Genomic DNA, 12,309 nt, shown 5'->3' with positions numbered 1-12,309 from the left:
CCTGAGGGGATTCACCTGATCGTCGTGGGCCGAGACCACCCGCATGGCCGGCCGGTGCGGTACAGAGCCGGCTCACCCGTTCGCACCGCCTGGGGAAAGTGGTCTTCGGGGATTGNTCACGCGGAGGCGCCGATGCGGTGGGCGAAGGTGCGTAGTCCGGGCATGTTGCCCGGGGCGTAGAGCAGTTCACCGACGACGGTTCTGACGCTGGGGCGTCGGACGTCTTCCGGTGCGTACCGTTCGGCGGCGAGAAGGGCCTGGTAGACCTTGTCCGGTTTGCCGAGGGTGCGGTAGGTGCGGGCGACGTCGAGGCAGTATCGGGCTTGCCGTTCCGGGGAGGGTAGGCGGGCGACGTCGACGGTGCGGGCGTGGGTGAGGGCTCCGGTGCTGTCGCCGAGGGCGAGGTGGACGCCGATGCGGTAGAGCGCGACCTGCTGGGTGGTGAAGTCCGGGGTGAACAGGCCGGTGACGGGGCGGTCGTGCAGGCGGTGCGCTGCTTGTTCGGCTTCGCCGGCCAAGTCCAGGGCGGTGGGTCGGTTTCCGCCTTGCGCTGCGGCGTAGGAGGCGGTCAGCAGCAGGGACCCATACGCGGCGAGGGTGTTGGGGTCGGGGTTGCCGTGGTCGGCGCCGAGGTTGAGCGCGGTGGCGGTGAGCAGGTCCGCGGCGGCGTCGTAATGGCCGACGCGGCGCATCGCGATGGCGACCATGCGGGCGGCTTCGCCGAGGGTCGTCGGGTTGCCGCTCGCGCGAGCGGCACGCAGTGCCCGGTCCGCGGTGACCCATGCCAGCGGGTCTTGGTGCTGCTTGATGCACCACTCGGTGGTGAGGGAGTACGTGTCGGCGAGGACCNCGGACGTGGCCTCGCGGATAGTTCCGATGCTTGCCGCCTGGCTCGTCTCACCGAGAGTGATCAGGTGGGGTAGCTGATCGGCGAGGGTGGCGTACCGGGCGGCGCGGAAGTCGCTGCGGGCGGCGGCGAGCGCGGCCCGTAACTGCTCGACGGCCACGGGGGCTACAGCGGGAGCGGCGGTGAACAGCACCTGGTCCAGCCGGGCGGTCGATATCTCCTGCGGTGGTGCTGGCGTCGCGTGGGCGGGCGCCCCGATGGCTACCGCGGCGGCTACTCCTGCTNCGGCCGCGAGGAACCTGCGCCGATGCACCCGGTCGTCACCATCCTTCGTGTCCGTCGCGGTCAGCGTAGCAGCAGGTATCTCCAGGGTTGTGGGGGCGACGGGCGTGTCGGAGGGGTTGCGGTGGGCGGGANCCAGCCCGAGTTGTTCCGGGGGAATGTGCAGGACGATTGCTATGGAACGCAGCGTGTCCAGGTCGAGGGAGCTTTTGCCTGTTTCCAGNCGGCTAATTGNCGAGGCGGAGTAGCCCAGCGTCGCTCCTAGTTGCCGCTGGCTTTGGTGGGCCGCGAGGCGAGCGAGCCGAATCGTCTCACCGATCGTCGGACCGGGGNCCGAGGTGGAGTCCATGGGCATCNCCCCCGCCTGCACCATAGCGGGGTGTGTTGGGATGTGCACAGGTTTTGCGTGTTCCGCATCGTCTGTGCCAACTAGGCGCATAGCCCTTTCCCAACGGGCCGCGGACGTGCATGGTGAGAACACCCCCAGAAACCAATCACTTCTAGCCGNCGGCGCTACTACCAGCCTCATCGCCGACGTTCCGCAAAAGGAGGTGAAGATGGACCCATGCCCCTCCTCGGGTGCCGGCGCTGTCAGTTCGCACCATCGTGGTGGGTCACGCTAGCCAGCAAAAGCGGGAGACGGCCTTGATCCGCGGGTCGGTCCGCGCCGGCGGGTGCGGGCGACCAGGGCCGCGCAGGCGCTCGAGGTAGGGCGCAGTGGCGGTGGCAGACTCGGACGACGACGGAGACCGCGGGAACACAGTTCATCCGAATCATTGAACTAGTTGCGGGGACAATTCATCTAGTGATTGAGGTGACAGGTTGACCGTTGACGTCACACGTGCCGCTGAGTTTCGAAATCGGGAGAGGACATCATGACGAGNGTCGACACGATGAGCAGCGAGGACCTCCGTCACAAGATGGTCGCCGACCTGGCCGCTGATCATGNGGCGAAAGGCCTCGCGCTGCGGCCCGAGGTGGAAGCGGCGCTGCGTGCTGTCCCCCGCGAACTGTTCACGCCGGGCCTTCCGCTGGAGCAGGCGTATGAGAACGAAGCGGTCCTCAAGAAGCGGCGTGGTGAGGAAGTCGTCAGTTCGGTGTCGGCGCCGTTCCTGATCGCGGAGATGCTCGGTCAGGCAGCGGACGCGCTCGGCGGCCTGGAAGGCCGTCACGCACTGGAGGTCGGCAGCGGTGGCTACAACGCATCGTTGCTGCGGGAGCTGGTCGGCCCGTCAGGATCGGTCACAACGGTGGATATCGACCCCGAGGTGATCGACCGGGCCACCGCCTGCCTGGCGGCCGCGGGCTACGACGACGTGACCGTGATCTGCGCCGACGCCGAGCACCCGATCGCGCCAGGCCGCCACTACGACCTGATCGTCATCACCGCCGGGGCGTGGGACATACCGCCCGCGTGGCGTGAGCAGCTCACCGACGGCGGTGTCCTCGTCGTGCCGCTGCGCACGTTCGGGATCACCAAGTCGTGGGCGCTGCGCCGCCAGGGTGACCGTCTGGTNAGCGAGAGTAGCCGCCAGTGCGGGTTCGTCTCCGTGCNGGGCGACGGAGCGCAGCAGGTGCGGTACGTCGACATCGCCGACGGTGTCCACCTGCGCATGGACGAGGGCCAGCAGGTCGACACCGCTGGTCTCGACGGCCTGCTGGCGCAGCCCCGCGAGGAGGCATGGGTCGGGGTGAGCCTGCCGCCCCGCACCGCCCTGATCAACCTGAACCTGTGGTTGGCGACCCGCCTCACCCGCGAGGCGGGGCAGTTCGTGGTGCTGACGGCGCAGAGGACGGCCATCGACTCCGGCCTCGTCGCGCCCTCCTGGCAGTTCGGCACCCCCGCCACCCTGCACGACGGCACGCTCGCCTACCGGTCGGCCCTGCGCTGGACCGACCGGCGGTTCGATCTCGGCGCCTACGCCCACGGAACCGAGGCCGCCGCGGCGGCCGGACGGATGGTCGAGCACATGCGTGCATGGGTGGACGCCGGCTGTCCGCCGCCGGTACTGCACGTGCTTCCCGCGCGCACCCCCGACGGCAACCTGCCGGCGGGGGCGGTCCTGGACAAGAGGCACAGCCGCCTCGTCCTGGCCTTCACATCCCAGGAGAAGGGAACCCCCTGATGGACAGCTCACTGACGGACGACGACTACCAACTGGACCTGCGTCTGGTCGACGCCGGACCCGCGAGCGGTCACGCCACCAGCACCGACGACAACTGCGGCTCGGGCGACACGGAGTCGGACGCCTGCTCGAGCGGCAGCGGTAACTGAACCCCGCCCATCCCTCGGGCCCGGCCTCCAGGGGCCGGGCCCGCCCTCTACCGCTTATCCCGGAACGCGGAGCGAGAGATGTTCCAAGCGGCGGGCGCGGCGCTGATCAGAGCCGCCTCCTATCCCCGAGATCTACGGCTGCCCGCGTGGCCCGACCTGGCCGAGGACCGGCCCGACGAGTGGCTGAACTGGTTGCGGGAGGTGTGGTCGCAGCCGGAGTTCACCNCCGCCGTCGGGCAGGCCGCGCCAGACCTGGCCGGCCAGATCACCCGTGCTCTCGCCCGAGAGCCGATGGCAGTGCGCAGGCTACGGCGTCTGGTGGAGTCGACGGTCCGGTATCTGCTGCGGTGGACGACTCGGGCGACCCCGTTCGGCAGGTTCGCCGGCGTGGCTCCGGTGGAGTTCGGCGCCCGCGCGGTGGTCCGCTGGGGGGATCGGCATCACGAGGCGATCCGGCCGGACGACCGCTACATCGCCGAGTGGACGGCGGCGGCCGAGCGGGACGTTGAGACGCTGCGGACGGTCACGGTCATGACGAACTCCCTGGGGTATCGGCGCGCCGGGGTGTGGGTGCTGCCCTGCGCCCGCGTCGAGGGCGACCGGGTGTGGGATGTGGAAATCGACCTGACCGGCCCGGTGCGGGTGGCGGTCGAAGCGGCCAGCGACCCGATCGCGTTCCGGGAACTGGCCGCGAAGGTGGCCGACGAACAGCCCAGCGAGACGGTGGCTGCCGAGCGGCTGCTGGCCGCGCTGGTGGGCGCGGGAGTGCTGCTGTCAGCGGTTCGGCCGCCGATGACGGTGACCGACCCGGCCGCGCACCTGGCCCGCCACATCGCCCTGTCTGAGCCAGGCGGCAGAGTCGCGGTGGATCTGCGGGTCGACTGCGCGGTGACGCTGCCGCCCGCGGTGCTCCGTGAAGCGGCGGAGGCTGCCACGGCGCTCGTCGCGGTCGCGCCGCACCTGCCCGGCTGGGCCGCCTACCGTCGCGCGTTTCTGGAACGGTGGGGTCCGGGCGCGGCCGTGCCCCTGCGCGAGGTCCTGCGCGTCCTCGGGTTCCCCGCCGGTTACCGGGGCTCGCCCCGCCTCGACCCGGCGATGTTCACCGCCCGGGACAGGCTGCTCGCGACGCTCGCGCAGCAGTCCGCCCTGGACGGCTGCACCGACGTGGTCCTGGATGACGATCTGATCGGATCGCTGCGCGGCGACGACGACCGGCCGCCGATCGCGCACACCGAACTGCGGTTCACCCTCGCCGCCGCGACACCGCATGATCTCGACTGCGGTGCGTTCACGTTGACGGTGGTCAGCGGGGCCCGCCATGCGGGGGTCGCGGCTGCCCGCTTCCTGCACCTGCTCACCCCTGCCGAGCTGGAGCGTTTCCGCGCCGTCTACGCGGGCCTGCCGACCGCCATGCCCGGCGCGGACGCCGTGCAGTTGTCCGGGCCTCCGCTGGACACTCGCCTGGCCACCGTCGCCCGCACGCCCGAACTCCTGCCGGTGCTGCCCGTCGGCGACTTCCACCCCGACCCGCCGTGGACACTGGAGGACCTGGCGGTGGCCGGCGACGGCCAGCGGCTGTGGCTGGTGTCGGCCACCACCGGGCGGCCGGTCGAGCCGCTGCTGGTCAACTGCGTACGCCTGCCTACCACCCAGCAGCCGATCATCCGGTTCCTCACGGAAATCTGGACGGCCTGGACGGCGCCCTGCGCCCGGTTCGACTGGGGGCACGCCCGTACCCTGCCCTTCCTGCCACGGGTCCGGCGGAGCCGCACCATCCTGCACCCGGCCCGCTGGACCATCCCCGCGACCGGGTTGCCCGCCCGCACCGCCACGTGGCCGCAGTGGCTCGACGCCTGGCACCGGCACCGCGAACGCCACCGGCTGCCGCAGCAGGTGCTGATCGGCGGCGACGATGTGCGGCTGCGCCTCGACCTGGACGAGAACGCCCACCTCGCCCTGCTACGCAGCCACCTTGATCGGCACCCGAACGCTGTCCTCACCGAGGCCGGCGAGCGAGCAGGCTGGATCGACGGCAGACCCGCCGAGTTCCTGCTCACCCTCACCCGTACCCCACCGTCCCACCGCCGGGTCGCCCGGCCTGCCCGTCCCGCCAGCACCCTCGCCCACCGGCCCGGCCGGTCGCGCTGGCTGGACACCCNCCTCTACGGACACNCGGATCACCTCCTCGCCCNCCTGGCCGACCTCNCCGACCTGCCGGCTGGCTGGTGGTTCCTGCGCCACCCCGACCCCGAAGACCATGTGCGGCTCCGTATCCCGTTGCGTGAGGCCACCGACTTCGCCGACGCTGCCCGCACCCTCGCCGTCTGGGCGGACGGCCTGGCCGACGACGGCCTGTTGGCCGACTACACGCTGGCCACCTACCGGCCCGAAACCCGCTGGGGACTCGGGCCGACGCTCGCCGCGGCCGAGGCGGTGTTCGCCGCCGACTCCCGCGCCGCGCTGCGACGGCTGGCCGGCGACCGCCAGGCCGCCACAGCGGCGGGAATGATCGCCATCGCCGGCGGGTTCGCTCGCGACGGCGCGCGCTGGCTCGTCGACCATGCCCCCCACCGCGGCGGGCCGCGTCTGGACCCCGCCCAGCTCGCCCGCGTCCGCGACCCGTATGGGAACAGCGACCTGACCACAGCGCTGGCCGGCTATCGGACCCTCGCCGCCCGGGACAGCCTCGAGCTGGACCAGGTGCTGGCCGACCTGCTGCACCTGCACCACGCCCGCATGATCGGCCCCGGCCTGGCATCCGAACGGCACTGCCTGCGCCTGGCCCGCGCCACCGTCCAGACAGACCTCGCCCGGATCAGATCATGACGGCGGGGCAGTCCCTCGCCGACGGAGCAGTGGGCATCGCCCTGCTCCACCGGGAAACCGGCGCGCGGGCGGCGATGTACGCGGCGCTGGAGCAGGCCGTCGCCGACGGCGTCAGCGTCGCCGACGGCGCCAGCCTCTACTACGGCGCTCCCGCCCTCGCGTTCGTCCTCGCCGGCACCGACCAGCCCGGCCTCGCTCGGGCCACCGCCACCGCCGCAGCGGGAACCGCGACGCTGACCCGCCGCCGTCTCGGGGCGGCCCACNGCCGCATCGACCAACGCCAGCGACCTCAGTATGCCGAGTACGACCTGATCCGCGGGCTGACCGGACTCGGCGTCGCCCTGCGCCGCACCGGCGATCACGACCTGCTTCGCGACGTGCTCACCTATCTGGTGCGCCTGACCGACCCCATCCACGGCCTCCCCGGCTGGTGGTGCCCGCACGGCCCCACCCGCGACCAACCGGCCCCGCCGGGCGGGCACAGTAATCACGGGCTGGCTCACGGCATCACCGGCCCGCTCGCGCTCCTGGCCCTCACGCTGATCGACGGCGTGACGGTCGACGGGCACGCGGAGGCGATCACACGGGTCTGCCAGTGGCTGGACACCTGGCAGCGGCAGACCAGCGAGGGTTCGTGGTGGCCCGAGTTCGTCACGCTCGACGACCTGGACCGGGGCGAACTACACCTGTCCCGCCCGCCGCGTTTGTCGTGGTGTTACGGCGCGCCCGGCATCGCCCGCGCCCAGCAGCTCGCCGGCCGCGCCCTAGGCGACACCGCCCGCCAGCGCACCACCGAAAGAGCCTTCGCCGCCTGCATCACCGATCCGGCACAGCTCGGCAGCCTCGTCGACCGCGGCCTGTGCCACGGAACCGCCGGGCTCCTCACCGCCGCACGCCGGATCGCCGCCGACGCGCTCACCCCGATCCCGATCGAACCGCTGGCGCGCCTGCACCAGCACACCACGCCCACGGCAACCGAACCCGCCGGATTCCTCGACGGCGCGGCCGGCGCCCACCTGGCCATCGCCGGGACCACGACCGGCTGGGACGCCTGCCTCCTGCTCTGCTGACCGAAAGGGTCCGACGATGAACGAGACGGCCTGGAAGCAGGTGAACATCACCTACCCCAGCCCCGACCCCCACCAGCGGGAACGCCACGCCGTCGACCACCTCGCCCGCGTCCTGCCCGCCGCCGAAGCCGACGGCCTCATCACCGCCTGGTTCTTCATCCGCAAAGGCCCCTGGCGTATCCGCTACCTGGTCGCGCGGGAAACGATCGGCCACGGCGAGCCGAACCCCGACCCCATCCACCTACCGCTCACCGACGGAGTCCGCTGGACCGCCGACATCTACGAACCGGAANTCCACGCCTTCGGCGGTCCCAGAAGCATGAACACCGCGCACACGCTGTTCCACCACGACAGCCGCCACCTGCTCACGTTCCTCCGCGACGACCCCGCCGACCGGCGGGAACACTCCCTCGTGCTGTGCACCGCGCTCATGCGAGCCGCCGGGCTGGACTTCAACGAGCAGGGCGACGTGTGGGCACGGGTCGTCGAGCAGCGCCCCGGCCCGGCCAGCGCACCAGCGAACCCACAGGTATGGGCATCCTTCACCAGCGACGTCCGCCACCTCCTCCTCCGCGACGCCCGACCAGACTTGATNGACAGCGACTGGCTCAACGCATTCGGNGAAACAGGCGAGAAACTCCGAACCCTGCGGGAAAACGGCACACTCACCCGCGGAATACGCGCGGTCATAGCCTTACACGTGATCTTCCACTGGAACCGACTCGGACTCACAGCAACCACCCAGGCCGGACTCGCAAGAGCAGCCAAGGAGGCCGTCTTCGGCAATACACCCCCATAACCCAATCTGGCAGACATCGCCGTCCGTCAAACCCAACTCCGATAAGGTTCCGCGACATGCCCGCCACTGTCAGCGACGCCAGTGTCTCGTCCGACCCCGCCCGCGACCTGCGCGCCAAGCTTGCCGACCGTCTGCGCCTGGACACCGTGAAGACGCCCGAGGTCGAGGCCGCGATCCGCGACGTACCCCGGCACCTGTTCCTGCCCGGCGTGCCCCTCGAGCAGGCGTATGCCGACGATCCCGTCTACACCAAGCACGACGGCGGAGTGTCCATCAGCGCCGCGTCCCAGCCCCGGATCGTCGCGATGATGCTTGAACAGCTTCACCTCGAGTCCGGCCATCGTGTGCTGGAGGTGGGCGCCGGCACCGGTTACAACGCGGCGCTCATGGGCGCCATCGTCGGCGACTCCGGCCACATCACCGCAGTCGACATCGACGAAGACCTGGTCGAGGGCGCCCGAACGCACCTGGCCGCGGCTGGGGTGGCGAACGTCGACGTCGTCCTCGGTGACGGCGCGTTCGGCCACCCCGGCGGAGCACCGTACGACCGGGTGATCGCCACCGTCGGTGCCGTCGAGACCCCCACCGCTTGGCTCGACCAGCTCGCCCCGGCCGGCCGANTGGTGGTGCCTTTGCGCCTGGCCGGCGCGGCCTCCCGCAGCATCATCTTCGAGCGCGGCCAGGATGGGTGGATCAGCCGCGGCAGTGAGATGTGCACGTTCATGCCCCTCCGCGGTTTCGGCGACGACGCTCGCGGCACCGTCGACCTCACCGGCACCGGCACCGGCACCGGCGAAGTCACCCTGCAAACCCACCGGGACAACAGCCACGCCACCAACCAGGACACCCTCACCGGCGTCCTAGACACCCCCCGCTATGAGGCGTGGACTGNCGTGGTGTTCGGCCCGGGAGAGTCGTTCGAGTGGCTCTACCTGTGGCTGGCCTGCGGACTGGCCAACCCCCTCATGCGCATGAACGTCGACACCGCGGCGAAGAAGCGCGGCCTGGTCTCTCCGATGTTCTCGACCGTTGCGATGTCCACCAGCGCCGCGGACGGCAGCCTGGCCTACCTGACCCTGCGCCCAGCCCCGCCGGCCGCGGACGGCAGCCGTCAGTACGAGGTCGGTGTCCTCGGCCACGGCCCCACCGGACAGCAGCTCGCCACCGACGTCGGACAGCAAATCACGCTGTGGGATNAGGGTTTCCGGCATCGCGACGTCACCTTCGCACTCCCCGACACNCCCCCTACCGCCAACACTGACGGTGGCCGGTTCGTCCTGCATCGCCCCCACCGCCCCATTACCGTCACCTGGGAATGAGGTGGACCCGACCGGGCCGACGGCCCGCCGCTTTCCCCTCCTGCCCCGTCCTCGCCCTGCCTGCCTTCCACTCGACGAACGCGTAGCGGACCTGACCCGACGCGCCCGCGCAGCCGACCGCGACAACGCCCCGACCGCGGCGTCGGCCGTGCACAACCTCGCAGCACTCCTCGCCTCGGACTGCGGCGTAAACGCCACTCACTCAAGCGGCTTGCGCGTTGGCTTCGCTGGCCGCCACGTGTAGAAGCGGGATCAGGTCGCACCGGCAGCCCTCGTGATCTCCGGGGAAGAGGGTTGCGGTCGGCGGGAACGCGCTAGCATTGATCAGTTGCGGGTCGGACAGGCCGGTCACATGTAGCCCGTCCAGCTCCAGGTGCGGTTGAAACGCCCGGCGGAACAGGGTGAAGTGNCGCCACTCCCATCCCTGAACTCGCACCTGATGCTGAGCCAGNCATGCCAGCACGTCCGCGCCGAGTGCCAGGCCGCCCAGCAGCTCTGTCGGATCTGCGAGGGTGCCGTCCGTGCCGAGACCAGGGGAGGTCTCCCTTCCACCTGCACCGCCGGCCATCGCCAGCGCGGCGCGGATCAGCCGCGCGGGGATCAGCATTCGGCCATCGCTGAGCACTGGGCCGGCGGGCTCGTCAGGCAGGGTGACCGGCTCCGGGTCCGGCGTGTAAAGCAGCCGGCGGAACAGGCCGTTGAGGGCGGTGGCCAGCCACTGCCACGCGGCATCGGCATGCTGGTGCAGCAGACTGCCCAGCTCCGCCAGGTCCGCTGCGGTCGCGGTCGGGATGAGGTGGCCCAAGCGGGCGTGGATGTGGGCGAGGGCGGCGGCGATCAGCTCACGCCAGAACTCGGCCAGCTGATCCCATCGGCTGTCCTCGCCTTCGTCCTCCAGTTCGGCGTAGGCCGCCAGTACGCGGGCGCGTCCTAGGGTGGCGCACACCCGCATGTTGGCGATTCCGTTGATGGCGCTGCTGGCGTGGTGGTCGGCCCGGACGCGGGTGCGGATCCGCGCTCCGGCCCGGCCGAGCAGTTGGCGCATCTCCGCGTCTGCAGCTACCTGGAGCCGGTCGATGATGCTGCGGTCGCTGTCGGCCAGGGCGACTGCGAAGCGGTAGGGATCGGTGCTGCGGCCGCCGGCGGCGGTGATGGGCTGAACGGTGTGGGAGGGGTTGGCGGGTGGGCCGGTGGGGGGTTCGTCGTCCTCGGGCGGACCCTGCTCGGCCGGGGGGTCCTGCTCCGAGGGTTCGTTCCCGTTACCGTCGGGTTCCTGGATGGGCGGCGGGACCTCTTCTTTGATCTTTAGGGTGGGGTCCATCCGCTGCACGACTGCTTGCACCACGGGGGGCGGTAGCGCCTTGAGACGGGCGATCAGTTGCATCAGGAGCTGTTCCGGGGTGGGTTCGTCGGCCTCGGCGAAGCCCGCGGNCTGGCGCAGCGCGTCCCAGCTGATGGCGCCGCGGTCGAACAGTTGGAGTGCGTTGGCAGTGTGATCGGGTGGTTTGATGAGCTCGGTGGGGTCGAACCAGATGACAACGCGCCTGTATTCCGCCGCATCAAATCCTTCGGCTGCCAGAGCCGGCCACAGGAACCCAGCGGTGAGCGAATCAACCTGGAACAGGACTTTCGGCTCGATGTGGTGTCGAAATGTATCTGCGGAGATCTGCCAGGCCGTCCAGTGGTTAGCGTCCGCCGTTCCCAGAAGCACTTCGGGGGGCAGGTCGATGCCCGTTGCGATTCTCCGGATCAGTTCGGCGCGGGTGTCGACCCCGGTGCGGTCGATGTCGCGTTCCAGGCGTAGGTATTTGATCGTTTCGAGGATGTCGGATGGTCCGCGCAGCACCATCGGCACCACCGCTGATGGGGAGCCTTCATCCACGATTGCGGCCATGAGGGCCCGGGTGAACATGGTCATGAATGGGTCGGCGGTCGGGTTGCTGTCGCTTTGGTCGCCGACGGCGACGGACAGCTCCTCGGGGACTAGCAGAAGNCCGTTGGTCATCGCGCGGCTTTTCGCGGCGGNGCGGACCCCTCGGGAGAGGTCCAGCAGTTCCTCGCAGATTTCGATGATGGCCCGGGAGGGGCTGTCGGCCAACGCGCGGTAGCGGGGGTGGGGACGCCATAGCCGGGCCACGTAGCTGTGCCGTGGATCCAGCAGTTCCCCGCTGACGGTGTAGCCGGCCCCGTCCGCGGGAAGATCACGCAGGCGGTAGCCTTCGTCGGTCGGGACCAGTTCGTCGACGGAGCGGATGGTCCAGTCCTCCTGGCCCCCTGGCTCCTCCAGCCCGACTAGATACGTTTCGCCCGGTACCTCAAGGTTGACCGAAAGGGTGTGCAGCAGGGCTGCAATTGCCATTCGTCCGGAGCCCAGCCGCTCCATTTGGGCCCGGGCCGCGTCGGCCAGCCCGGTCGGCAGGTCGGAGACCTCCTCTGCGGGGACAGGCGGGGCGGCCGGATCATCGGTGTATGCGGCGGCGAACAGGCGCATGCGGGAAACGGCGGAGCCGAGCCAATCGTGGGCGTAGCGCAGCTCCGGAATCAGGTCCCGGTACGCCCATGCTTCGGGCTGCCATGCCTGCCTCAACCGTTTTTCGCGTTTCACCACGTCTTTGTCGGTGATGTCCAGGGCTGCGCCGGAGGCGACCAGCAGCCNCCCCCGGCGGGGAGATCCGGAACGACGGAACATTGCCACCGGCTCACCTACCCTGCGGGGACGACATACCCCACAGGATGTCACTTCTACCCCTCCGAGTGGGCGGTAGGGAGAGGTAGATGGGGTGAGGGGTGGCTATCGCGTCTGGCGCAGGAGCAGAGGCACCGCAATTGCCATGAGCGACCCGGAGAGGGCCAAAGAAGGCCAGAACATGACAGTGGGCCAAGCCCAGTAG

Annotated in this window: 5 protein-coding genes and 11 pseudogenes; all 16 read left to right on the top strand. The window is 70.4% G+C overall.

Features of this window, described 5'->3' with window-relative positions; translation table 11 throughout:
* Window positions 1-2,022 precede the first annotated feature (2,022 nt).
* Window positions 2,023-2,077 (top strand): annotated as a pseudogene (locus UK94_RS72565) (hypothetical protein); the annotation flags it as partial.
* 1 nt (window position 2,078) lies between these two features.
* Window positions 2,079-2,645: pseudogene (locus UK94_RS36685) on the top strand (methyltransferase domain-containing protein); the annotation flags it as partial.
* 39 nt (window positions 2,646-2,684) lie between these two features.
* Window positions 2,685-3,255: pseudogene (locus tag UK94_RS36675) on the top strand (methyltransferase, FxLD system); the annotation flags it as partial.
* Window positions 3,255-3,404 (top strand): FxLD family lanthipeptide, encoded by a 150-nt coding sequence (gene fxlA / locus UK94_RS31955; RefSeq protein ID WP_095212470.1) that lies wholly within the window; start codon window positions 3,255-3,257, stop codon window positions 3,402-3,404. The pseudogene UK94_RS36675 and the gene fxlA, both read left to right, overlap by 1 nt.
* 226 nt (window positions 3,405-3,630) lie before the next feature.
* Window positions 3,631-5,562 (top strand): annotated as a pseudogene (locus UK94_RS01560) (lantibiotic dehydratase family protein); the annotation flags it as partial.
* Window positions 5,563-5,610: 48 nt separating this feature from the next.
* Window positions 5,611-6,230, top strand: a 620-nt coding sequence (locus UK94_RS36670) for a thiopeptide-type bacteriocin biosynthesis protein (RefSeq protein ID WP_268761163.1), incomplete at its 5' end; no start/stop codon positions are given.
* A pseudogene (locus UK94_RS36665) lies at window positions 6,227-6,493 on the top strand (lanthionine synthetase); the annotation flags it as partial. The gene UK94_RS36670 and the pseudogene UK94_RS36665, both read left to right, overlap by 4 nt.
* A gap of 1 nt (window position 6,494) precedes the next feature.
* On the top strand, window positions 6,495-7,300 hold an 806-nt coding region (locus tag UK94_RS01555), incomplete at its 5' end, for a lanthionine synthetase C family protein (RefSeq protein WP_235486074.1).
* A 16-nt stretch (window positions 7,301-7,316) separates the two neighbouring features.
* Window positions 7,317-7,592 (top strand): annotated as a pseudogene (locus UK94_RS36660) (thiopeptide-type bacteriocin biosynthesis protein); the annotation flags it as partial.
* A gap of 1 nt (window position 7,593) precedes the next feature.
* Window positions 7,594-7,894 (top strand): annotated as a pseudogene (locus tag UK94_RS36655) (thiopeptide-type bacteriocin biosynthesis protein); the annotation flags it as partial.
* 28 nt (window positions 7,895-7,922) lie between these two features.
* Window positions 7,923-8,099: lantibiotic dehydratase C-terminal domain-containing protein (locus UK94_RS36645; protein ID WP_313949438.1), on the top strand; the 177-nt coding region annotated here is incomplete at its 5' end.
* 56 nt (window positions 8,100-8,155) lie between these two features.
* Window positions 8,156-8,719: pseudogene (locus tag UK94_RS36640) on the top strand (methyltransferase domain-containing protein); the annotation flags it as partial.
* A 1-nt stretch (window position 8,720) separates the two neighbouring features.
* A pseudogene (locus UK94_RS36635) lies at window positions 8,721-8,990 on the top strand (methyltransferase, FxLD system); the annotation flags it as partial.
* A 1-nt stretch (window position 8,991) separates the two neighbouring features.
* Window positions 8,992-9,295: pseudogene (locus tag UK94_RS36630) on the top strand (methyltransferase, FxLD system); the annotation flags it as partial.
* 1 nt (window position 9,296) lies between these two features.
* Window positions 9,297-9,339: pseudogene (locus UK94_RS36625) on the top strand (hypothetical protein); the annotation flags it as partial.
* Window position 9,340: 1 nt separating this feature from the next.
* Window positions 9,341-9,418 (top strand): hypothetical protein (locus UK94_RS72560; RefSeq protein WP_268761183.1); only part of this gene is annotated, 78 nt, incomplete at its 5' end.
* Between the last annotated feature and the right edge of the window lie 2,891 nt (window positions 9,419-12,309).

This window comes from Frankia sp. AvcI1 (genome assembly GCF_001420875.1).
In the GTDB taxonomy this organism is placed as follows: domain Bacteria; phylum Actinomycetota; class Actinomycetes; order Frankiales; family Frankiaceae; genus Frankia; species Frankia alni.
The sequence above is the reverse complement of the archived record's forward strand: the minus strand, read 5'-3'. Positions and strand labels throughout refer to the sequence as shown.